The sequence below is a fragment of the Microbacterium xanthum genome (assembly GCF_034531355.1).
GTDB lineage: Bacteria > Actinomycetota > Actinomycetes > Actinomycetales > Microbacteriaceae > Microbacterium > Microbacterium xanthum.
In genome coordinates, this window is sequence record NZ_JAWHUE010000002.1 from 745,461 (window position 1) to 766,011 (window position 20,551).

23 protein-coding genes and 1 riboswitch are annotated in these 20,551 nt (G+C 70.1%); of the genes, 10 read left to right on the forward strand and 13 right to left on the reverse strand.

What is annotated here, in order from left to right; all coding sequences use genetic code 11:
* Together RZO50_RS08965 and RZO50_RS08970 are read left to right on the forward strand one after the other, a co-directional pair.
* Window positions 1-699, forward strand: a complete 699-nt coding sequence (locus tag RZO50_RS08965) for a uracil-DNA glycosylase (RefSeq protein ID WP_322599367.1) — start codon at window positions 1-3, stop codon at window positions 697-699.
* A gap of 9 nt (window positions 700-708) precedes the next feature.
* Window positions 709-1,326 (forward strand): GNAT family N-acetyltransferase, encoded by a 618-nt coding sequence (locus RZO50_RS08970; RefSeq protein ID WP_322599368.1) that lies wholly within the window; start codon window positions 709-711, stop codon window positions 1,324-1,326.
* Window position 1,327: 1 nt separating this feature from the next.
* On the opposite strand, the gene RZO50_RS08975 is transcribed toward RZO50_RS08970, so the two are convergent.
* The 8 genes from RZO50_RS08975 to RZO50_RS09010 all read right to left on the reverse strand — a co-directional run bounded on the left by RZO50_RS08975 (window position 1,328) and on the right by RZO50_RS09010 (window position 8,815).
* Window positions 1,328-1,654 (reverse strand): protealysin inhibitor emfourin, encoded by a 327-nt coding sequence (locus RZO50_RS08975; protein ID WP_322599369.1) that lies wholly within the window; start codon window positions 1,652-1,654, stop codon window positions 1,328-1,330.
* Entirely contained in the window at window positions 1,638-2,705 is a 1,068-nt protein-coding gene (locus RZO50_RS08980) for a M4 family metallopeptidase (protein ID WP_322599370.1), read from the reverse strand. Before RZO50_RS08980 ends, RZO50_RS08975 begins: the two co-directional genes overlap by 17 nt.
* A 58-nt stretch (window positions 2,706-2,763) precedes the next feature.
* Window positions 2,764-3,564, reverse strand: coding sequence for an ABC transporter ATP-binding protein (locus RZO50_RS08985; RefSeq protein ID WP_322599371.1), 801 nt, complete (start codon window positions 3,562-3,564; stop codon window positions 2,764-2,766).
* Window positions 3,561-4,349, reverse strand: coding sequence for an ABC transporter ATP-binding protein (locus RZO50_RS08990; protein WP_322599372.1), 789 nt, complete (start codon window positions 4,347-4,349; stop codon window positions 3,561-3,563). The genes RZO50_RS08985 and RZO50_RS08990 overlap by 4 nt, the downstream gene beginning before the upstream one ends.
* Window positions 4,346-5,242: an ABC transporter permease gene (locus tag RZO50_RS08995; protein WP_322599373.1), complete on the reverse strand. Its 897-nt coding sequence runs from the start codon at window positions 5,240-5,242 to the stop codon at window positions 4,346-4,348. The genes RZO50_RS08990 and RZO50_RS08995 overlap by 4 nt, the downstream gene beginning before the upstream one ends.
* Window positions 5,239-6,189, reverse strand: coding sequence for an ABC transporter permease (locus tag RZO50_RS09000; protein WP_322599374.1), 951 nt, complete (start codon window positions 6,187-6,189; stop codon window positions 5,239-5,241). The genes RZO50_RS08995 and RZO50_RS09000 overlap by 4 nt, the downstream gene beginning before the upstream one ends.
* Window positions 6,186-7,700: an ABC transporter substrate-binding protein gene (locus RZO50_RS09005; RefSeq protein ID WP_322599375.1), complete on the reverse strand. Its 1,515-nt coding sequence runs from the start codon at window positions 7,698-7,700 to the stop codon at window positions 6,186-6,188. Before RZO50_RS09005 ends, RZO50_RS09000 begins: the two co-directional genes overlap by 4 nt.
* Before the next feature lie 155 nt (window positions 7,701-7,855).
* The gene (locus RZO50_RS09010) at window positions 7,856-8,815 is read right to left on the reverse strand and encodes an alpha/beta fold hydrolase (protein WP_322599581.1); all 960 of its coding nucleotides are present in this window, start codon (window positions 8,813-8,815) and stop codon (window positions 7,856-7,858) included.
* Between the two features lie 26 nt (window positions 8,816-8,841).
* Between RZO50_RS09010 and RZO50_RS09015 the strand changes: the two genes are divergently transcribed.
* From RZO50_RS09015 to RZO50_RS09025, 3 genes are read left to right on the forward strand one after another with little or no spacing between them, the layout of a single operon-like run.
* Entirely contained in the window at window positions 8,842-9,315 is a 474-nt protein-coding gene (locus RZO50_RS09015) for a carboxymuconolactone decarboxylase family protein (protein ID WP_322599376.1), read from the forward strand.
* Window positions 9,312-10,031, forward strand: coding sequence for a tyrosine-protein phosphatase (locus tag RZO50_RS09020; RefSeq protein ID WP_322599377.1), 720 nt, complete (start codon window positions 9,312-9,314; stop codon window positions 10,029-10,031). Before RZO50_RS09015 ends, RZO50_RS09020 begins: the two co-directional genes overlap by 4 nt.
* Before the next feature lie 59 nt (window positions 10,032-10,090).
* Window positions 10,091-10,564 carry an SIP domain-containing protein gene (locus RZO50_RS09025; RefSeq protein ID WP_322599378.1) on the forward strand — a complete coding sequence of 158 codons (474 nt, stop codon included), beginning with the start codon at window positions 10,091-10,093 and terminating at the stop codon, window positions 10,562-10,564.
* Between the two features lie 2 nt (window positions 10,565-10,566).
* On the opposite strand, the gene RZO50_RS09030 is transcribed toward RZO50_RS09025, so the two are convergent.
* From RZO50_RS09030 to RZO50_RS09045, 4 genes are all read right to left on the reverse strand, one after another.
* On the reverse strand, window positions 10,567-10,977 hold the full coding sequence (locus RZO50_RS09030; protein ID WP_322599379.1) for a Fe-S oxidoreductase: 411 nt from the start codon (window positions 10,975-10,977) through the stop codon (window positions 10,567-10,569).
* Window positions 10,974-11,789 carry an arginase family protein gene (locus RZO50_RS09035; RefSeq protein WP_322599380.1) on the reverse strand — a complete coding sequence of 272 codons (816 nt, stop codon included), beginning with the start codon at window positions 11,787-11,789 and terminating at the stop codon, window positions 10,974-10,976. The genes RZO50_RS09030 and RZO50_RS09035 overlap by 4 nt, the downstream gene beginning before the upstream one ends.
* A gap of 98 nt (window positions 11,790-11,887) precedes the next feature.
* Window positions 11,888-12,625 carry a PspA/IM30 family protein gene (locus RZO50_RS09040; protein ID WP_322599381.1) on the reverse strand — a complete coding sequence of 246 codons (738 nt, stop codon included), beginning with the start codon at window positions 12,623-12,625 and terminating at the stop codon, window positions 11,888-11,890.
* Window positions 12,626-12,698: 73 nt separating this feature from the next.
* A complete protein-coding gene (locus RZO50_RS09045; RefSeq protein WP_322599382.1) occupies window positions 12,699-14,648 on the reverse strand; it encodes a TPM domain-containing protein in 1,950 nt (649 codons plus the stop codon).
* Between the two features lie 151 nt (window positions 14,649-14,799).
* On the opposite strand from RZO50_RS09045, the gene RZO50_RS09050 reads away from it, so the two are divergent.
* The 5 genes from RZO50_RS09050 to RZO50_RS09070 all read left to right on the forward strand — a co-directional run bounded on the left by RZO50_RS09050 (window position 14,800) and on the right by RZO50_RS09070 (window position 18,950).
* The gene (locus tag RZO50_RS09050) at window positions 14,800-15,654 is read left to right on the forward strand and encodes a DUF3097 domain-containing protein (RefSeq protein WP_322599383.1); all 855 of its coding nucleotides are present in this window, start codon (window positions 14,800-14,802) and stop codon (window positions 15,652-15,654) included.
* A gap of 9 nt (window positions 15,655-15,663) precedes the next feature.
* Window positions 15,664-16,398 carry a tRNA (guanosine(46)-N7)-methyltransferase TrmB gene (gene trmB / locus RZO50_RS09055; RefSeq protein ID WP_322599384.1) on the forward strand — a complete coding sequence of 245 codons (735 nt, stop codon included), beginning with the start codon at window positions 15,664-15,666 and terminating at the stop codon, window positions 16,396-16,398.
* A gap of 5 nt (window positions 16,399-16,403) precedes the next feature.
* Complete coding sequence (locus RZO50_RS09060) at window positions 16,404-17,273, forward strand: CPBP family intramembrane glutamic endopeptidase (RefSeq protein ID WP_322599385.1); 870 nt, start codon at window positions 16,404-16,406, stop codon at window positions 17,271-17,273.
* A gap of 57 nt (window positions 17,274-17,330) precedes the next feature.
* A riboswitch (guanidine-III (ykkC-III) riboswitch) is annotated at window positions 17,331-17,395 on the forward strand.
* A gap of 12 nt (window positions 17,396-17,407) precedes the next feature.
* Complete coding sequence (locus tag RZO50_RS09065; protein WP_322599386.1) at window positions 17,408-17,728, forward strand: DMT family transporter; 321 nt, start codon at window positions 17,408-17,410, stop codon at window positions 17,726-17,728.
* Between the two features lie 46 nt (window positions 17,729-17,774).
* Entirely contained in the window at window positions 17,775-18,950 is a 1,176-nt protein-coding gene (locus RZO50_RS09070) for a sensor histidine kinase (protein WP_322599387.1), read from the forward strand.
* 127 nt (window positions 18,951-19,077) lie between these two features.
* Here RZO50_RS09070 and RZO50_RS09075 read toward each other — a convergent pair whose 3' ends face one another.
* The gene (locus RZO50_RS09075; protein WP_322599388.1) at window positions 19,078-20,262 is read right to left on the reverse strand and encodes an ROK family protein; all 1,185 of its coding nucleotides are present in this window, start codon (window positions 20,260-20,262) and stop codon (window positions 19,078-19,080) included.
* Window positions 20,263-20,551 lie beyond the last annotated feature (289 nt).

Below are 20,551 nucleotides of genomic sequence, written 5' to 3' on the forward strand. Positions count from 1 at the left end.
GTGGCCCGCACGCTCGACGAGCTCGCGGAGGACGGCCTGATCGATCCGGGCTGGGCCGATGCCCTTGCGCCGGTCGCCCCCGATATCGCCGCGCTCGGTGAGCGTCTCCGCGCGGAATCCGCGGCCGGTCGCTCCTTTCTGCCGGGCGGGGAGAACGTGCTCCGGGTCTTCTCCCACCCGCTGGACCGGGTCAAGGTGCTCATCGTCGGGCAGGATCCCTACCCGACCCCGGGCCATCCGATCGGCTTGGCCTTCGCGGTCGACGCCGACGTGCGGCCGATCCCGCGGAGCCTGGCCAACATCTACCGCGAGCTCCACGACGATCTCGGCCTCCCGCCGGTGGCGCACGGCGACCTCTCGGCGTGGAGCGACCAGGGTGTCATGCTGCTCAACCGCGTCCTCACCGTCGCGCCGGGCGCGCCGGGTTCGCATCGAGGCTGGGGCTGGGAGAACGTGACGGAGCACGCCATCCGCACGCTCGTCGACCGGGAAACCCCGCTCGTGGCGATCCTGTGGGGACGCGACGCCGGCACCCTGCGCCCCCTTCTCCGAGACACGCCGGTGGTCGCCTCGGCGCATCCGTCGCCGCTGTCGGCGAGACGAGGTTTCTTCGGATCCCGACCGTTCTCGCGCACCGATGACCTGCTGCGGGAAGCCGGGGCGGATCCGGTCGACTGGCGCCTCCCAGGATCGGCGTAGGCTGGCCGAATGCTGGAGGAGGAGTACGAGAAGAGTCGTCGGGCGCTCCCGCGCCACCTGCGGCGGCGTGCCGAGCCCGAGCGCGCCTTCACGTACGAGATCCGTCCGGCGCGGGAGACCGACATCCCCGACATCCGCGAGATCTACAACTACTACGTCACCAACTCCGTGGTCACCTTCGATGAGAAGCGGTGGACGCTGACGCAGTGGCAGGAGAAGTACGCGCACCTGCAGAAGCTCGGATTGCCGTTCCTGGTCGCCGAGTCGCCGACCGGCCAGGTCCTCGGCTACGCCCTGGTCGCCCCCTGGTCGGGGAAATCCTCGTTCCGCTACACCGTCGAGAACTCGATCTACCTGGGACAGGCCGCTTCCGGAAAGGGCCTCGGGCGCGCGCTGCTCGAAGCGCTCATCGAGGCGTGCGAAGAGCAGGGTATCCGGGAGATCGTCGCGGTGATCAGCGACAAAGGTGCCGAGGGGTCTATCGCCCTGCACGAGAAGCTGGGCTTCGAAGAGGTCGGCCGCATGGGGCGGGTCGGCTTCAAGTTCGGGCGGTGGCTCGGAACGATCTACCTGCAGAAGTCGCTGAAGCCCCGCAAGAAGGCCAAGCGCGGATTGTTCTCCCGCTGAGTCAGGACGCGGTCGCCTCTCGAACCGCGTCCACGAGTGCCCGCCAGGGGCCGGTCATGGTCTCATCGGACAGCACCACGCGCTGCTGGCCGCCGGGTTCCCACCGAGCCGTCACAACCCACACGAATCGGTCCACCGCGGGGGCGCGGGGCTCGGCTGCGGCCTCCCACGGGCACCGGTCGACCAGGTCGGGGAGGATCGGATCCTCCGGGGCGGGGTGGGCTTCCCACTGCCGCGGAATGCCGGCGAACCCGCCGGTGCGCCGTACGGTGACCGCGACGAGGCGGGTCGAACCGGCGCCTGGGCGACGGTCATCCGGTGCGGTCATCCTCCACCCCGGCGTCGATCCAGGCCTCCCGGACGGCGTCGAGCTCCTCCGAGGCCTCACCGTACACCGCGGCTGCCGTCGCGGTGGTGGCGCGGGCGAAGGTGACGAAGTCGCAGGTGTGCGGCAGGACGCGGGAGACGAGCGTGTCGTACCAGATACGCCCTGCACGCTCCCACGCGTATCCGCCCAGCGAGGCGGCGGCCAGGTGGAACGCCTTGTTGGGTATCCCGGAGTTGATGTGGACCCCACCGTTGTCGTCCGAGGTCACGACGTAGTCGCGGAGGTGTCCGGGCTGGGGGTCGCGCCCCAGCACATCGTCGTCGTAGGCCGTACCGGGCTGTGCGAGTGAGCGGAGGGCGCGGCCTTGCACCTGGTCGGTGAAGATCTCCGCGCCGATGAGCCAGGTCGCCCGGTCGACCGTCTGAGCGAGCGTGTACTGTTCGGTCAAGGCGCCGAAGACATCGGAGAGCGACTCGTTCAGTGCCCCCGACTGCCCCTGGTAGCGCAGTCCGCCTTCGTTCTCGGTGACCCCGTGCGCGAGTTCGTGGGCGACGACCGTGAGGGAACCGGCGAAGCCGCGGAACACCTCGCCGTCACCGTCGCCGAAGACCATGCGCTCGCCGTTCCAGAACGCGTTGTCGTATGCGCGCCCGTAGTGGACCGTGGCGCGCAGCTCGCCGCCGTCGGCGTCGATCCCGGAGCGGCCGAACGCGTTGCGGAAGAACGTCGATGTCGCCCCCAACCCGTCGTAGGCGTCACCGACCACGAGGTCATCGGTGGGGGGATCCCCTTCCCGACGGACCACCACCCCGGGGAGGACCTCACGGTGCTGCGCGTCGGAGATCTCCCGCTCCGCCGTCACCGTTCCCCGCCCTCGCACGTGCGCGGGAGACGGCGGTGCGGGGAGGTGCGCCGGTCGTGTGCGCAGAGTGGCTCGGGCCGCGACCGCGGCGCGGCGCCAGCCCGTCTCCGGGGTCGAGGCGATCCTCGCCAGGACGTACGGCGGCACGATCGAGGGTGCGGGCGGCGGGACAGGAGCGTCGGCGGTCACGTGCCGAGGCTAGGCCCCCTTCCCGACACGGGGAAGGGCCTCGGCGTGGCCGGAGATGTCACGCGCGGGGCGGCTCGATCGTCGGAATGGACGCCAGGAGCCGCCGGGTGTATGCCACCTGCGGCTGCAGAAGCACCTTCTCGGTCGGGCCCTCTTCGACGACGCGGCCGTCCTTCATCACGATCACGTCGCTGCAGAGGTTCTGGACGACGCCGATGTCATGCGAGACCATCAGGAGGGTGAAGTCCTCCTGGCGTCGGAGGTCCTCGATCAGGCGGAGAATCTGCGCGCGCGCCGTGACATCCAGTGCGCTCATCGGCTCATCCCCGACCAGGATGCGCGGCCGATGCACGATCGCGCGAGCCAGGGCGATGCGTTGGCGCTGTCCGCCGGAGAACTCATGCGGAAAGCGGGCGGCCATCCCCGCGTCGAGTCCGACCTGTTCGAGCACCTCCCGGACACGGGCCCGGCGGTCGCCGCCGACGTCGAGGGCGAAGAGCGGTTCGGCGATGATCCGTCCGACGCTCATACGGGGGTCCAGCGAGCCGTAGGGATCCTGGAAGACGATCCCGGTGCGACGACGCAACCAGTGCAGGTCGCGGGCTCGGGCCCGAGCGTCGACCTGTCGATCATCGACCTCCACGACACCGGCGTTCGGCGCGTCCAACCCCAGCAGCACGCGGACGAGCGTGGATTTTCCCGACCCGGACTCGCCGATCACCCCGACGCTGGCGCCCGCGTCGACGTCGACGTCGATGTCGTCCAACGCCGTCGTCCACGTCGGCGCGGCGAACGGTGTCGGCCGCGGACCGCGGAAGCGTCGGACGAGCCCCCGGGCCCGGATGGCCGGGGCGGTCATGCGTCGCCGCCCGGTCGCCAGAGCGTTGCGGTGGCATCGCGCAGCAGGCCGCGGGTGATCTCGGACCGCGGGTGCGAGAGCAGGTCGGCCACCGATGCCGACTCGACGACGCGACCGTGCTCGAGCACCACCCCATGGGTGGCGATCTGTGCGAGGACCGCGAGGTCGTGCGTGATGAACACCAGCGACATGCCGTCGTCGTCGACGAGTGAGAGGAGCATGTCGAGGATCTCGGCCTGGATGGTGACATCCAGTGCGGTGGTCGGTTCGTCGGCGATGAGAAGGTCCGGGCGGCAGGCGAGGGCCATCGCGATCGCGGCGCGTTGGCGCTGCCCGCCCGAGAGCTGGTGCGGATAGCGGGCGACGATGCGTTCGGGATCGGTGAGCGCGACGCGACGCGCCTCCTCCACCGCCCGCGCGGAAGCCGCGCGGCGGGGGGCCCGCTCGTGGATGCGCACCGACTCGGCGATCTGGCGCCCGATCGTGCGGATGGGATTGAGCGCGGTGCGCGGTTCCTGGAACACGATCCCGATCTCGTCGCCACGCAGGCGGGCCAGCTCACGGTCGGGAAGGCCGATCAGCTCGCGTCCCTGCCACCGCACGCTGCCGGAGGCGATCGCCCCCTCCGGCAGGAGACCCAGCACGGCAAGTGCCGTGAGGGACTTGCCCGACCCCGACTCACCGATCAAGCCCATGCGCGCCCCGTCGGGCACGGTGAAGGTGACGCCGTCGACGACGCGGCGTCCGTCGATCTCGACCCGGAGGTCCTCCACGTCGAGGCTCATGCGACGACCTCCGGGACGTGCGACCTCGCGTTGCGGGCTGTGCCGCCCGGGCGGGCGAGTGTCGGATCGGTCGCCTCGCGCAGCCCATCGCCGAGGAGGTTCAGTCCCAGGACCGTGACGGTGATCGCCAGTCCCGGCCAGACCACGGAGAGCGGATGGATGGTGATGTAGCTCTGCAGTTCCGCCAGCAGCAGGCCCCAGCTGGGTTCGGTGACGGGTGCTCCGAATCCGAGGTAGGACAGCCCGGCCTCAGCCAGCACGGCCACGGCCATCGCCCAGGACAGCTGCACGATGAAGACCGGAGCGACGTTCGGCAGCAGGTGGATCGCCAGGTTCTGCAACGGCGTCAGACCCGCGGCGCGCCCGGCCAGGACGAAGTCGCTGTGGAGCACGCGGCGCAGCTCCGGCCGCGTCACACGCGCGATGTTCACACCGAAGCCGATGCCGACCGACCAGATCACCACCGCGAGCGAACCGCCCCAGACCGAAGAGATCATCATCGCGATCAGCAGCACCGGGAAGGCGATGAGCACGTCGACGAGGACGGCCACCGACTCGCGCACCCAGCGGGCCGTGAGAGCGCCGAGAGCGGCGAGGGCAATCCCGATGACGGTGGCGATGACACCGGCTCCGACGGCGACGAGGACGGTGGTGCGGGCACCGGCCATGATGAGGCTGAGGATGTCGCGTCCGGATGCGTCGGTGCCGAGCACGTGCGGCCAGCCGGGCGTCGTCCAGCGGCCCGGCACATCCACCTGCCGGGGGTCGAAAGGCGTCCAGATCAGGGAGACCGCGGCGGTGACTACCACCACGAGGACGACGATGAGACCGAATCGCCCGGTCGAGATCGACCACAGGCGTCGGTGCCAGCTTCGGCGGGCGGGCGCGGTCATGCGGCCTCCCGCAGTCGGGGATCGATCATCCGATGGCCGAGGTCGACGAGGAACCCGACGATCAACACGAACCCGGTGAGGGCGAGCAACTCGCCCTGCACCATGGGGAGGTCGCGCGTGGAGACGTCCTCGACGAGCATCCGGCCGATGCCAGGAAGGGAGAACAGCTCCTCGATGACGACGGCGCCGACGATGATGCCCGCCACCTGCAACCCCAGGACCGAGATCACCGACAGTCCCACGCCCGGCAGGCCGTGCCGCAACAGGGCGCCGGTCCGCGTGAGCCCCTTCGCCGCCGCGGTGCGCACATAGTCCTCTCCGATGGCCTGCAGCGTCGCCGACCGCACGAACCGCATCAGCATCGCTCCCTCCACGGCGCCGATGGTCAGGGCCGGAAGAAGCAGTGACCGGAGGGCGGCGAGGGGATCGGACCAACCGGCGCGGGGGAATCCCTGCGCGGGTAGCCAGCCGAGCCACACCGCGAAGACCACGACGAGCATCATCCCCGCCCAGACCACGGGAACAGCGGCGACCGTCTGCGCCGCGACATTCAGGCCCGTCCCGACGGCCCTGCCGCGGCGCAGCGCGGACAGGACGCCGAGGGGGAAGCTGATGAACAGGGCGACGAGCAACGACATCACGCCGAGGGGAACGGTCACCCGCGCCTTCTCGGCGAGCTCGTCGACGACGGGGGTGCCGGTGAGCAGGGAACTGCCGAGGTCGCCGCGGAAGACGCCTCCGATCCAGTCGACGTACTGCACCGCGAGCGGCGCGTCCAGGCCGAGGCTGCTGCGGATCGCGATGACCTGCTCAGGGCTGGAGTTCTGCCCGGCGATCACCTGGGCGATGTCGCCGGGCAGCACCCGCAGCGTGAGGAAGATCAGCACGCTGGCGACGAAGAGACCGAGCAGGAGCAGGGCCAGTCGCGTCAGCGCGTAGCGGATCACCCGTCGCTCTTGGTGATCTCTGACAGGTTGAGGCGCTCGTTGACGTTGGTCGAGGGCATGTTCGAGATGTTAGCGCCCACGGCCAGGACGGAGGCGCCGTTGTAGAGCCAGTCGGCGGCCGCGTCCTCCGAGACGATGCGCGCGGCCTCGGCCAGGAACGCCTCGGCCTCGGCCGGGTCGGTCGCGGCGACGGACTGGGCGTAGAGCTCCTGCACCTCGGGGTTGTCGTAGGTGAAGTAGTAGTCGGGATTCGCCCAGTTCTCGAAGTCGTGCGCCTCCGTGTGGAGGACGAAGCTCAGCTCGTAGTCGCGGTTCGTGTAGACGTCGTTGAGCCAGGTCGGGAAGTCCACCGACTCGACTTCGAGGGTGATCCCGACCTCGTTGAGGTTCGACACGAGGATCTGCGGGATCGTCGTGGGGTAGAAGTTCGGGATCGTGAGCGTGAGCTCGAGATCCTCGGCGTCGGCCTCGGCGAGCAGCTCGCGCGCCGCCTCCGGGTCGTACGGGGCGACGTCGGAGAGGTCCTCGTACCCGGGGTCCAACGAGGGGATCGGTCCGTAAAGGGGTTGGCCGGATTGAGCGGCCTCGATGAAGGCGTCGTGGTCGATGGCCTGACGGACGGCTTGGCGTACCCGCTGGTCGGCGAGGGGGCTGTCCTCGGTCTGGTTGAACGCGAGGGTTCCCTTGTCGGTCGATTCACCGAGCACGAGCGCGAACTCGCCCCCCGCCTCGATCTGCTCGCCGAGGGTCGCATCGAAGCCGGTCACCACGTCGACCTCGCCGGCCAGGGCCGCGTTGAGCGCGGCCTGGTTGTCGGGGATGTAGTCGAAGTACACCTCCGCGACCCCGGCGGGATCGCCCCAATACGTGTCGTTGCGGGTGAACGTGATGCTGTCGCCCTGCAACCAGTCGTCGAGGACGAAGGGACCGGTGCCGTTGGCATCGGTCTGATAGTCGACCCCGTCATCCTCCTTCAGGATGATGCCGGCGCGGCCGGTGAGATTCCACAGCAAGGTCGAATCCGGGGCGGAGAGCGTCAGCGTCACGGTGCCGTCCTCGGCGGTGATCGACTCGACGTTCGACAGGCGGGCCGAGTCTCGCCACTCGGGGGTGTCGCGACGGGTCTCCAACGACCAGACGACGTCGTCTGCGGTCAGTTCCTGCCCGTCGTGGAAGGTGACGCCCTCGCGGAGGTCGAAGGTGTAGGTGAGTCCGTCGTCGGACACCTCGTAGCTCTCGGCCAGAGTGGGGACGATCTCCTGATCGGCCGTGCGCGAGACGAGGCCCTGGTACACGTTGTCGATGAGGATCTGATCCAGTGCTGCACCCGCCGTCTGCCGGATGTCGAGGTTGCCCGGTTCCAGCACCAACCGAATGGCCACCGACGCCTCGGGGTCGGCGGCGGCCGTGCTCGTGGGGGCCGGCTCGTCGGAGCCGGCGGCGCAACCGGTCAGCACGAGGGCTCCGGCGGCGAGGAGGGCGCCGGCTGCGCGCAGGGGACGACGGGGCATGGTGGTCCTTTCGGAGGGCATCCGCGGCAGTGTCGGGGTGATGAGCGACCGCGGTGGGCACGAGGATGCTCGTGCGACACAACAGCCTAGGCAACGTCGGCCCGTGGTGCACACCCGCCGTCCTCGAACGAAACAGAGTTGTTAGACAGGGTGGATCATTGGCGCAGATGGTCGCGGACCAGCGCCGCCAGCTCGAGCGGCGCTTCTTCCTGGACATTGTGGCCGGAGGGGATCGAGACCAGCGCAGCCGCGGGGAGGCGCTCCCGGAAGTGTGCGGCGTCGGTGTCGGTGACGAACCCCCGGGTGCCCGTCACGAGGGTGATCGGTGCGCGGACCTCGGCGAGGTCTTCCCACCCGTTCGCGCCCAGGAGCGCTCCGACGGCGTCCTGGCGGCGGCGGGCATCCGAAGCGGAGGAGGGATCCGCGGCGGCATCCGCAGCCAGCCTCGCGAAGTGGTGCTTCCACTCGACGCGTCCGTCGTCCCGCACGCGGGAGTTGAAGAACACCCCGCGCGCGACCTTCTCGCGGGAGCCGCCGCCCAGGCCGAACGACAAGGCGCGGTCGACCAGCTCGTCGCGCGACGCCCAGTCGGTCGGGCCGGCGAAGAAGGCGCGCAGCTCCGACGGCCCGCCGTCCGGATCCACGCCGGGAGTGATGTCGACGATCACCAACTCCTCGATGAGATCGGGGCGGGAGGCGGCCAGCGCCGCCGCGGTCAGGCCGCCCAGCGAATGCCCCACCACCACTTGGGGGCGGTCGGTCCACCGTTCCAGGGCCGAGGCGACGTCCGGGGCGAGCACGCGCGCGACGTACGCCGCATCGTCACGCCACGAGGAGTCGCCGTGCCCCGGCAGGTCGAGGGCCAGCGCGGGCGCGCCGGTGCCCAGCACGACCGTGTCCCACGTATGGGCGTTCAGCCCAGCGCCGTGCAGAAAGGTCACCGCCGGACCCGGCGCGGCATCCTCCCACCCGTAGGCCACACCGGAGAGGGTGCGGCCGTCGGCAAGCTGCATCGATACCCGCTCGGCGTGGGGGAGGGGGCCGTCGAGACCGGCGTCGGCGGCCTGTGCGGCCAGGAACGAGAACTCGTCTGCGGGGTCGCTCACGCGCTCCATCATGCACCCGGGGCTACCCTGGGCGCATGAGCGAAGAGCGTCGCGTGCACCTGTCCCGGTCCGCGCCGGCGGCGTATGAGGCGCTGGCCGCATTCTCCAAGACGGCCGGCACCCTTGCGCGAGACGCCGGTATCGATGCGCGGATGGCCGAGATCGTGCAGATTCACGTGTCGCAGCGCAACGGATGCGCGTATTGCGTGCGCGTGCACCTCGACCGGGCGGTCAAGGCCGGCGTCGACGCCGATACGATCGCGCAGATCCCGGTGTGGCGGGAGTCCGGTGTCTTCTCCGAACGCGAGCGTGCCGCACTCGAACTGGCCGAGGCGTATGTCTACATCCACGACGCCGGGATCCCCGACGAGGTGTACGACCGGGTGGGGGGAATCCTCGCCGAGGAGGAGTACGTCGCGCTGAGCTGGCTGCTGGTGTCGATCAACGCCTTCAACCGGGTCGCCATCGCGGGCCGATACCCGGTCGGATCTCGGGGCATGCGAACGTGACGACCTCCGTGCCCGACGTTCCGGGAGCGGTCAATCTGCGCGACGTCGGGGGCTTGCGCGCCGGCGCCGGCATGACGCGGCACGGCGTGCTGTACCGCTCCGGGAATCTGGCGCGTCTCACCGGGTCCGGGATCGTCGCCCTCGGCACGTTCGGGTTGCGGCGGGTCATCGATCTGCGGGACGACGACGAGGTCGCCCACGCACCCAGCCCGCTCGAAGCGCTCGGCCTTCCGGTTCTGCGCGTGCCGCTGTTCCTCGGCTCCGCCGAGTCCTTCCTCGCCCGCGATCTGCCGCTGGCGGAGCTGTACCGATCGCTCGTCGATGACTCCGCGACCCGTGTCGTGGAGGTCGTCCGCGGGATCGCCCGGGACCAGCCGGTGCTCGTGCACTGCACCGTGGGAAAGGACCGCACCGGGGTGACGGTCGCGATCGCGCTCGCCGCGGCCGGCGTCGACACCGAGGACATCGTGGCCGACTACGCGCGGACCGAGGCTCATCTGCCGGAGTGGCGCAACACCGCCGTGGTCGCCCATCTGCGGCGGATCCACCCGCATGCGCGACACCTCGAGGAGCTTGCGACGACGTCGCCCGCCCCGGTCATGCGGGGCCTGCTGGGCGATGTGGCGGCGCGGTACGGCTCGGCCGCCGACTACCTCCGCGCGCACGGGATGTCCGACGACGAGCTGGCTGAGCTCGGGCGCGTCCTCATCGCGTGAGGGCCTGGTGGCGGCTCTCCGGGTTAGGTGAGCCTTGCCTCGGGTATAGTGGGACCACCATGACCGAGCGCACCCCGTCCACCGAGCACGGCACGGCCGCGTGCCGTGCCCCGCGCCACATGCGCGTGCAGCACCTCATCGCCGCCGATGAAGACTCGCTGGTCGATCTCGAGGTGGTGCTCGCGACATTGCCCCTCTGCTCGACCGGACGCGTGTTCATCGAGGTTCCGGACCCGTCGTGGATTCGCGAGATCAACGCGCCGGCGCGGATGACGGTGGCGTGGCTGACGCGCTCGAACCGATCCGGTGCACCGGGGTCCGGTCGCGCCTGCCCAGCGGGTGCGGCGGTGCATCGGGCGGTCATCGCGTGGGCCGATGAGATGCTCTGCGAGGACGGGGACGACACCCGTGTGATCCTGCTCGGCGGATACCTGGGCACCGCCGACATCGTCGATCACCTCACCGACGTGCGCGGTGTCGCCGCGTCGTCCATCCGCACGCCCGAGCGGTTCGGGCTGGCAACCGCGCGCTGAGGTCACCGACGACGGCGCGGGACGTATCGCCCGTCGGCGAGACCGGCATCGACCTCGAAACGGTTGCGGAGGGCATCGCGCCCCTCGAGCGCGTACAGGAGCGGCATGAGGAATCCGAAGCGACGCCACTGCGCCGCGTGGATGCTCTCGTGGCGGACGATGCCGGCATCCACCGGCAGCGTTCCGGTCAGATAGCACGCCCCCATGCAGACCCCACCCCGGGGGAAGGCCCATGCAGGCATGCCTCGAAACACCCACAGGCGCCCGCGACGCTCGACCGGCCCGGTACTCCAGAGGAATCCCCACACCATGCCGACGACCGTCGCGTAGAGGAAGCCGATCGCACTCAGTGGCGAGTCGAGGAGCACGGGCGGGAGGCGTCGTTCGATGCGGCGCGAGATCGAGTCGGTCACGCGAGGGCTCCGATGACCCGCAGGATCGCTCCGAGGTCGTCCACGGCGGCGTCGGGGGATGCGGGGGAGAAACCGGTGAGGGTGGCCCCCGCCATCGGAAGGACATCGCGGACGGCGCGGATCGCCCCCACGAGCTCGGCGACGGACGGACCGAAAGGCACCGGCTGCGAGACGCCGCCCATCGCGGCCGGATCGAGCACGTCGAGGTCGACGTGGATGTGCACGCGCGACGCGTCCGTGGCCCGCACCGCCTCGGCGAACGCATCCGGGTCGCGGAGGGCGTCCGGCCCGAGGGTGCTTACCGCAGACGCGTCGAGGAACGCCGACTCAGCCGGGTCGAGGTCGCGCGCTCCCGCCAGAACGACGCGATGATCGGCCATGACGCCCGATGGCACGGCGAGCGCCGCGGGCGCATCTCCGAGGATCGCCCGCAGCACCATGCCGCCGAATGCGCCGCTGGGTGAGGACTCCGGTGTGTGCAGGTCGGCGTGGGCGTCGAACCACACCAGAGCGAGGTCGGGTGCCGCGACAGCGGACACCGCTCCGATCGCGACCCCGCAGTCCCCGCCGATGACGATCGCGGGTCCGTCGCCGGACTCCAGTTCGCGTTCGACGCACTCGCGCACGCGCACCAGCGAACTCAGTCGCCGCACGCCGCTTCCCAGCGACTCGCCCGCCTCCAGCGGGACTTCCACGGGAGTCGTTGCGGCGCGAGGGAGATCGCCCGCGATCGCGGCGGCTCCGTCCACGAGCTGCATCGCCCGCGACGAACCCGACCCCTGCCATTGCGGCACGACGACGAAACGGCTCATCGCCTCATCCTCGCGCACCGGTGACGTCTCCGCATCCGCCTGCCCCGACACGACGGCGGCGCCCGGCCGGTGCCGGGCGCCGCCGTCGTGCGGAGTCGTCAGGAGCCGAGCGCACCCTGCGACGACCCGCCGGTCTTGAGCGCAGCCAGGCGCGCCTCGACCTCGGTGAGCTGGCCGACATCTTCGAGAGCCTCGAACTGCGCGTCGATGCTCGAGGCGGCCAGCTCCTGCTTGCCGGCGGCGAGGGCCTCCTGGCGGCGGACCTTGTCTTCGAAGCGGCCGAGTTCGCTCGTCGGGTCGAGGACGTCGATCGAGCGGACCGCGTCGTGGACCTTCACCTGCGCCTCGGCGGTCTTGGCCCGGGCGAGCAGCTCGCTGCGCTTGGCCTTCAGCTGCTCCAGCTTCTGCTTCATGCCGTTCAGCCCGTCCTTGAGCTTCTCGACGACCTCGGTCTGCGTGGCGATCGTGGGGGCGATGGCCTTCGCTTCGTTCTCCTCGCTGATCTGGCGCTGCAGCGCGATCTTGGCGAGGTTGTCGAACTTGTCCGCATCGGCGGCGTGGCCGGACTGCCGCAGCTCGTCCGCTTTGCGGCTGGCGGCGAGGGCCTTGTTGCCCCACTCGGCGGCCGCCTGCACGTCCTCCTGGTGGTCGCGCTCGAGCAGACGCAGGTTGCCGATCGTCTCGGCGATGGCCGACTCGGCGTCGGCGATGCTGTTGGTGTAGTCGCGCACCAGCTGGTCGAGCATCTTCTGCGGGTCTTCGGCGGAGTCGATCAGGGCGTTGACGTTCGCCTTGATGAGGGTGGAGATGCGGCCGAAGATGGACTGCTTTGCCATCACGAGGTTCCTTCCTGTCGATGGGTCTGGTCGGGATGGGGAGAGGATGGGGGTCGAGTGCGGGGTGGCGCAGTCAGAAGCGGCCTCCGCCCCGGCGGCCGCGGGTGCCGCCGCCTCCGAAGCTGGCGGGACGGAAGCCCCCGCGTGATGATCCGCCCCGGGAGCGCGACGCCCCCCGGCGGCCCCGCGCGGAGCCTCCACCGCTCAGGAGCGAGTTCATGACGATGCCACCGAGGACGGCGCCCATCATGTCGCCGCCGCCCGAGCGTGAACCCCTCATCGTGGGCGCGAAGGACCCGACATCGCCCTGGGCGGACCGGATCGCCTGCGCCGCCAGCTGATCGGCTCGCTGCGCGTGCGGAAGCGCCTGGGCCGGGTCGGCTGTGCGCAGCTGCTGCGCCCGGACCAGGGCGGCGCCGGCTTCGGCGAGACGCGTGCGCGCCTCGGCTCCGACCGCGCCGCGCCGTGCCGTGATGTAGTCCTCCGCCGCCGACACCTGCGCTTGAGCGCGGGTCAGCTGCTGGTCGAGCATCTGAGTGGCCCGTCGAGCCTGCTCTTGCCGATCACGCACCTCCTGCACGATTCCGTCGATGCGTGCGTTCGCGTCCTCCAGGGCTTGCACCGTCATGAGGGGGCGCTTCTGCGGACCGGTGAGCGCGTCGCGACCCTGCTCGACCGCGGCGCGGGTGGCGGCGATCACGCCGGCGATCCGGCCGTCCGGGTCGGGAAGGGTCGCCGCCGTCACGACGTCCTGTTCGAGGTCTGCCAGGAGGTGTTGGGCGCCGCGCTCGGCTTCGGTGAGGTCGGCGGCCAGGCGGTGGACGGCCTGCTCGAGCAGATCGGCCTGCGCGATGGCGTCCTCGGCGGCGCGAATGGCGACGGCGGCGTCCCCGCGATCTCCGGCGGCGATGGCTCGGTCGGCGGCGGAGAGGCGTTCCCCGGCGAACGCGAGTCGCTCGCGCGCCTGCTCGGGGTTGTCGGCGACGGTGGCCAGGGCTTCGGGGGCGTAGGACCCGGCGAGCGTGGAGACGCGCTCTTGCGCGTCGTCCAGGGCCGCGGTGGTGTCGCGGTGGGCGTCCTGGGCGCGCGACAGCGCCTGCGGGGCGTCCTGCTCCAGGCGCCGCAACTCGTCGAACGCCTCCGCCTTGTCATCGAGACCGGCGTTGGCCTGCCCGCACAACGAGATGATCTGCTGGTTCCACTCGCGCTTCTGCGAGTCGGAGTCCGGTTCCTCGTCGTCGAGGCGCTGCTTGAGGGTGAACGCCTGATCCAACAGACGCCTGGCCGTGGCCAGGGCGTCGACGAACTCTGCGGTGGCTTTGTCTCCGAACTGCGCGCGGGCGAAGCCGAGCTCCTGCTCGCTGGTCTTGACCGCGTCGTCGGTCTGGACCAGTGCCGACGACGCCTGCCGCTCGAGGTCGGCGATGGTCGTGGCCGGAGTGGATCCTGCGGCGCTCCGCGTCGTGCGCCGCCGGCGGATGATCAGCCACACCAGCACCCCGATCGAGATCACGGTGGCGACCAGGAGAAGGACGACCCAGACGGAGATCCCCGACTCGAGTTCCCCCTGGATGCCATCCGCGGCTGTCTCGACCGCGCCGGCGTAGTCGCCGTCACGCAGATCGGGCACGATCGACTCCTCGAGCGCGGCGACCTGGGCATCCGTGAGGGGGCCGGCGGTGTCGGCGGAGATGTAGTACTGGCGGCCGTCGACCGCCACGGCCAGGAGGTACTGCTGCGGTCCAAGACCGTTGGCGGCGGCCACGTCGTCGGCCCACGACTGCGCATCGGCGGGGTTGGTGAACTCGTCGACGAACACCGCGTACAGGTCGACGCCGGTGGCGTCGTACAGGTCGCTCAGTCGATCGAACAGAGCGGCTTCCTGGTCGTCGGAGATGACGTCGACCGTGTCGACGATGTAGCCCGAGCCCAGGTCGACCGGGTCGGTCCCGGCGGCGGGTGCAGTGGTCGTCGCGACCAGGCCCGCGGCCAGCGCGAGAGCCCACAGTGATCGAGCGCGCATCCGGAATCCCCTCTCGGCCTGTCCCCGGAACGAGTCTATGCAGGCTGCGACATGCGGCGGTAGGCCGCGGGGGTATCGGTGCGGTGCGCGTGGCGCTGCCCGGCGGGGTGCGCGACCGGCGGTAGCCTGTCGCGCTGGCGAGGAGACACGGATGGATTTCGGTGAGGACCGGTACGGCACGGACGTGCTCGCGGACGGGTGGCGGCAGCGCGCCGCGAAGAAGGTCGCGCGGGTCGCGGCCGAGGAGGGACTGGTCGTCGAAGTGGCGGGCGACGGGTTCTGCGGCGCCGTGACGAAGGTCTCGCAGGGTCTGGTCGAGCTGGAGGACCGGCGCGGCAAGCGGCGGCTGTTCCCCCTCGGCGCCGGCTTCCTCATCGACGGAACGGACGTCATCCTCGATGCGCCCGCCAGGCAGCCCTCGGCCGGGCGCTCGCGGACGGCATCGGGATCCTTCGCCGCGGCCGAGCAACGCGCACGCGTCGCGCGCGCCAGCCGGATTCTCGTGGAAGGCCGTCATGACGCGGAACTGGTCGAGAAGGTGTGGGGTGACGACCTGCGCGCCGAAGGGGTGGTCGTCGAGTATCTCCAGGGCGTGGACGTGCTCGCAGAGGTCCTCGCGCAGGAACCGCCCTCCGCCGACCGCCGCTACGGCGTGCTCGTGGACCACCTCGTGCCCGGTTCGAAGGAGTCGCGTATCGCGGAGGCCGTGGCCCGCGGTCCGCACGGGGCGCATGTGCTCATCGTCGGGCACCCGTACGTGGACGTCTGGGAGTGCGTCACTCCGAAGGCGATGGGGATCCAGCGATGGCCGCAGATCCCGCGCGGCATCGACTACAAGGTCGGGATCTGCCGGGCCTTCGGATGGCCCGCGCGGGATCAGGCCGACCTCGCCCGTGCGTGGCAGCGCATCCTCGCCCGCGTGCACAGCTACCGCGACCTCGAGCCCGCCCTGCTCGGGCGGGTGGAGGAGCTCATCGACTTCGTCACGCAGGAGCGCGCCTCGTAGGCTGGAGCGATGATCGAACCCTCCCGCGGCTTCCGCGAGCGACCGGTGTCTTTCGTGCGCCGAAGCGGCCGGATGTCCGAGGCTCAAGAGCGCGCGTGGAGCGACCTGTCGGCCCGCTATGTCGTGCCCGTCGAGCGCGACGTCGCGGCCACCAGCATCCTGCCGGGCACCGCGATCGACCCCGCGGAGACGTTCGGGCGTGCGGCGCGCCTGGTCGTCGAGATCGGATCGGGGCAGGGGCACGCGATCGTCCATGCGGCCGGCGCCGATCCGCAGACCGATTTCCTCGCCGTCGAGGTGTTCCGCGCGGGACTCGCGCGCACCATGCTCGACGCCGACCGCGCCGGCATCGGCAATCTTCGTCTGGTCGAGGCGAACGCGCCTGAGGTGCTCCGGCATCTGCTTCCCGAGGGCTCCGTCGACGAGGTGTGGATCTTCTTTCCCGACCCGTGGCACAAGAAGCGGCACACCAAGCGGCGACTCGTCGACCCGACGTTCCCCCCGATCGTGGCCCAGGCGTTGCGGCGGGGCGGAGTGCTGCGCCTGGCGACGGACTGGGAGGACTACGCCGTGCAGATGCGCGAGGTGATGGACGCCGCGACGGGCTTCGTCCGCGAATTCACCGGCGACTGGGCGCCCCGGTTCGAGGGCCGCGTGCTCACCGCCTTCGAACGCAAGGGGGAGCGCGTGGGACGCGACATCCGTGATCTCGCCTATCGCCGCGTCGCGACGCCGGGAGCCTGACGACGATGCCCTCCGCCGCCCTCTCGACGGACGCGATCGTGCGCCCCGCCTGGACCTGGCGTCTCGTACCGGCACTGCTGACCTGTCTGGCCGCTCCGGCGTTCTTCGTGCTCATGGTGCCGTGGCTCGGCTGGGCCTTCCTCGCCGCCGGGCTCGCGTCCGCGTGGCCGCTGGCCGCAGCTCACCGGCGCGCGGAGGAGCCCGACCGGCGCATCCCGTCGCTGGTCCGGGACCTCTCGCTGATCGCGCTCGGCATGCTCATCGTCAGCGCGATCCCGCTGAAGGCGGAGCTCGACGACCTCGGGATGCTGCGTTTCACCGTCGCACTCGGCGGTGCGGTGCTCGTGCCCTACCTCGTCTCCCGGTTCGCCTACCGGGACCGCGCGATTCGGTTCCCGTGGCGGGGTGGCGGCCGGTGGACGCGCTTTCAGTGGACGTGGCTCGTGGTCGTCCTCGTCCTCGGGTGGCTGATCCTGCCGTTCTACTTCATCACCTCGGGTGTCTATCTGAACTGGCCGGTGGTGGACACCCCGAATCTCATCGCGCGGTTGTTCGTCGGCGTCGGCGCGGTCGGGATCTGGGACGAGCTGTTCTTCATCTGCACGTGCTTCGCGTTGCTGTTGCGCCATTTCCGGTTCTGGCAGGCCAACGTGCTGCAGACGATCGTGTTCGTGTCCTTCCTGTGGGAACTCGGCTACCGGGAATGGGGGCCCCTCCTCACCGTTCCCTTCGCGCTGCTGCAGGGCTTCATCTTCCTGAAGACCCGCTCGCTGACGTACGTGGTCACGGTGCACCTCCTGTTCGACGCCGTGGTGTTCGGCGTGCTCGTCCACGCGCACAACCCCGGCCTGCTGGACGGGATCTTCCTCGTCTGATCGCGTTGTGCGCACGTGGTGCACACGCGCCGATCAGGTCCGCGGGGTATGGTCTCCGGTGGATCCCCCCCCGGATCCCCGGACGACGGTTCAGTACCCGGTGCGCGACAAGACTGGCCAAGGAGAAGGTCGTCATGTCGTGGATCATCCTCATCGTCTCGGGAGTCCTCGAAGCCGTCTGGGCCACCGCGCTCGGCAAGTCCGAGGGCTTCACGAAGCTCTGGCCCTCGGTGATCTTCCTCGTCGCTCTCGCCGCGAGCATGGGCGGTCTGGCGTGGGCCATGCGCGGGATCCCGATCGGCACGGCCTACGCGGTCTGGGTCGGGATCGGGGCCGCACTCACCGTCGGCTACGCCATGATCACGGGGGAGGAGTCGTTCTCGCTGGTGCGGATGCTCCTCATCCTGGGGCTCGTCGGCTGCGTCGTCGGACTCAAGCTCGTCGGCGACCACTGAGCGGCGCGCCGTGCCGCTACATTCGGAAGCGAACGCAGGGGGACTCATGACGGCGGTTCAGGATGCGGCCCGGCGCGATGTGATCGCGTCCTACGGTGTGGTGGGGCAGCCACCCGAGCCGGACCTCGAGGGGCTCGTGCAGCTTGCGGCGACGGTATGCGGGGTCTCGACGGCCGTCATCAACATCATCGACGACCGCTTCCAGCATCAGATCGCGGCGGTCGGCTTGGCCCCTTCCGTCTGCGCTCGCGAGGACTCGATGTGCGCCGTGGTGTTCCAGGATCCCGGCCACGTCGTCGTGCGGGACGCGCGACAGGACCCGAGATTCCGTGACAACCCCTTCGTGACCGGCGACATCGCCGCGGTGCGGTTCTACGCCTCCAGTCCTCTCGTGACGCCGGAGGGGGTGCCGATCGGAACACTCTGCGTCTTCGATGAGGAGGTCGGGGACCTCGCACCGGAGGACAGTCGGGCGCTCGCCCTTCTCGCGCACCAGGTCGTGGATGTCTTGGAGCTGCGCCGACTCACCCGCGAGCTGGGTCAGTCCAATGCCGCGCTCGAACGATTCGCCGGTCAGGTCAGCCACGACCTGCGGAACCCCCTCATGGCGCTCGCCGGCTTCATCGAGCTCGCCGTCGACAGTCCGGAGATGGTCGGGGCGCCCCAGGCGGCCCGTGCCCTCGCCCGCGCCGAGTCGGTCGCGGACCGGATGGCGGCGATGATCGGCGATCTCTACGCCTACGCCCGCATCGGCGGGGCGCAGCCGCGGCGCGAGGACATCGATCTCTCCGAGCTCGTCTCCGGGGTCGTGGAGGATCTCGAGGCCGCCCTGGTGACCACGGAGGGGCGGGTGGATGTCCATCTCGAGTGCCGGCTGACCGGGGACCGCACTCTCCTGCGCGCGCTGATGCAGAACCTCATCGCCAACGCGGTGAAGTTCACCGCCGCATCCGGTGTCGCACCTCGAGTGGTCGTCCGTTCTCACCGCCTCACCGGCGGCTGGCGCATCACCGTGGACGACAACGGGCCGGGCGTGCCGCCCGATCAGCGCGAGCGCGTGTTCGAACTCATGGAGCGCGGCGCCGTCGACGATGTTCCGGGTCTCGGGATCGGCCTGTCCACGTGTCGGCGCATCGTCGATGCGCACGGCGGGCGCGTCGGCATCGACGAATCGGAGACCGGCGGGACGAGCGTCTGGATGGTGATCCCCGACGCCGCCTGATCCGCTCGGCGTTCACACCGTGGTGGTGACTTCCTCCTGAGTGTCATTCACCTGCGCCGCGTTGTCGGAGCGAGCCTCGTTTCTGCCGAAGAAGCCTCTCGGTCGCCACGGGTCTTCGGCGCATGGGTCATCTCCGGAAGAGCGCCGACGTAGCGGGCCTCGCAGCGGCATCGATCCGGAAGGGGTCGCGGTAGAACGCGTCGAGCACCAGCGACGCGCTGGCGATCGTCGGACCGCCGTCGCCGAAGGAGGACACCGCGACGCACGAGCGCCCGTCGATGAACCTGTCCGCTTCATGGATGAGAGCAGAGCGGAATGCTTCGAGGAACTGCGGAGTCTCGGTCAGAAGGCCGCCGACGACGACCATGGACGGATTCAACATATCGACAGTTGCGGCAAAGCTCGACGCGAGTTGGGTCGCTGCCTCCCAGATGAGACGGGTAGCATCCGGGCGGCCAGCGTGGGCAAGAGCTACGAGTGTGTCGATTCCGGCGGCCTGATCGAGGATATTTCGCTCACGTCCCATTGCGACGAGCGCGTCATGCGACGCTGAGGCCTGGACACAGCCGCGCCGGCCGCACACGCACATCCGGTGAGCTCCTTCGCGGACCGGAAGGTGTGCAGCCTGTCCTGCGCCGCCGCGGGGGCCACGGCGAATAACGCCACGATCGACGATGGCGGCGCCGATGACATCACCCACCCAGAGTTCGACGAAGTCATCGGCGCCCCGGGCCACCCCGAACATCCGCTCCGCCAGCGCAAGTCCGCGTATCGACTGGTCGAACATCACAGCAGTGTCCAGTCGACTGCGGAGGATGTCGGCAAGCTTCACGTCGTACCAGTCCCGAGGCGCGAACCGGACGAGGGTGCCCGTGCTTGGGTCTACCCAGCCGCCTATCGTTGCGCCGACGCCGAGCATGCGCCGACCGGATCCGGCTCGCTCTGCAAGGCGGGCGAGTCCTTCTGCGGCGCGCGCAACCGTGGACTCGACGTCGCTGGCGCGGTATGACTCGCGGGACTCGGCTAGCACGCTCCCGCGCGGATCGACCAGACCCAGCCGGAAATCGGAGGCCCCGAACGCGATCGTGCCCACCATACGGCCGGCCGAACAGATCTCCAGCGGAACTTCCGGGCGTCCTGTCGTGGCTGGAAGGGGGGAGCGCTCTCGAATGATGTCGATCTCCATCAGGCGAGCGGCCGCGCGCGTGACGGTGGGTCTGCCGAGCGCCACCTGATTCGAGATCGCAGCCCGACTCATCGGCCCGCCGGCGAGGATCGTCTGGAGGACCGTGCTCGCGTTCGCCCGTGCCACGTCGGCGACCGAGCCCGGTGTGCGCTCCTGGCTTCTCACCCTTCCATCGCCTCCCGCTGTGTCGCCGTCTCGGACCGGCGGTCGCGTGAGCGAGGACCGCGTCGTCGCGTAAACCCCATACTTTCATGGGTTGCGGGCCTACCACGACACACCGGTTGTCTTAATTCTCACTTGCAACTATGTTGATTCTGCGCCGCCCCTGCGGATGCCTGGACATGTCGTCAAAGGAGACTGAATGCCTAACAACTCAACGAAGGACTCGCGAAGAAGCTGGCGGGTGCCGCTCGCT

Coding starts and splice junctions, on each gene's coding strand:
- RZO50_RS08970 (WP_322599368.1), top strand. CDS start 709: ATGCTGGAGGAGGAGTACGAGAAGAGTCGTCGGGCGCTCCCGCGCCAC.
- RZO50_RS08975 (WP_322599369.1), bottom strand. CDS start 1,654: ATGACCGCACCGGATGACCGTCGCCCAGGCGCCGGTTCGACCCGCCTC.
- RZO50_RS08985 (WP_322599371.1), bottom strand. CDS start 3,564: ATGACCGCCCCGGCCATCCGGGCCCGGGGGCTCGTCCGACGCTTCCGC.
- RZO50_RS08990 (WP_322599372.1), bottom strand. CDS start 4,349: ATGAGCCTCGACGTGGAGGACCTCCGGGTCGAGATCGACGGACGCCGC.
- RZO50_RS08995 (WP_322599373.1), bottom strand. CDS start 5,242: ATGACCGCGCCCGCCCGCCGAAGCTGGCACCGACGCCTGTGGTCGATC.
- RZO50_RS09005 (WP_322599375.1), bottom strand. CDS start 7,700: ATGCCCCGTCGTCCCCTGCGCGCAGCCGGCGCCCTCCTCGCCGCCGGA.
- RZO50_RS09010 (WP_322599581.1), bottom strand. CDS start 8,815: ATGGAGCGCGTGAGCGACCCCGCAGACGAGTTCTCGTTCCTGGCCGCA.
- RZO50_RS09015 (WP_322599376.1), top strand. CDS start 8,842: ATGAGCGAAGAGCGTCGCGTGCACCTGTCCCGGTCCGCGCCGGCGGCG.
- RZO50_RS09025 (WP_322599378.1), top strand. CDS start 10,091: ATGACCGAGCGCACCCCGTCCACCGAGCACGGCACGGCCGCGTGCCGT.
- RZO50_RS09035 (WP_322599380.1), bottom strand. CDS start 11,789: ATGAGCCGTTTCGTCGTCGTGCCGCAATGGCAGGGGTCGGGTTCGTCG.
- RZO50_RS09040 (WP_322599381.1), bottom strand. CDS start 12,625: ATGGCAAAGCAGTCCATCTTCGGCCGCATCTCCACCCTCATCAAGGCG.
- RZO50_RS09045 (WP_322599382.1), bottom strand. CDS start 14,648: ATGCGCGCTCGATCACTGTGGGCTCTCGCGCTGGCCGCGGGCCTGGTC.
- RZO50_RS09050 (WP_322599383.1), top strand. CDS start 14,800: ATGGATTTCGGTGAGGACCGGTACGGCACGGACGTGCTCGCGGACGGG.
- trmB (WP_322599384.1), top strand. CDS start 15,664: ATGATCGAACCCTCCCGCGGCTTCCGCGAGCGACCGGTGTCTTTCGTG.
- RZO50_RS09060 (WP_322599385.1), top strand. CDS start 16,404: ATGCCCTCCGCCGCCCTCTCGACGGACGCGATCGTGCGCCCCGCCTGG.
- RZO50_RS09065 (WP_322599386.1), top strand. CDS start 17,408: ATGTCGTGGATCATCCTCATCGTCTCGGGAGTCCTCGAAGCCGTCTGG.
- RZO50_RS09070 (WP_322599387.1), top strand. CDS start 17,775: ATGACGGCGGTTCAGGATGCGGCCCGGCGCGATGTGATCGCGTCCTAC.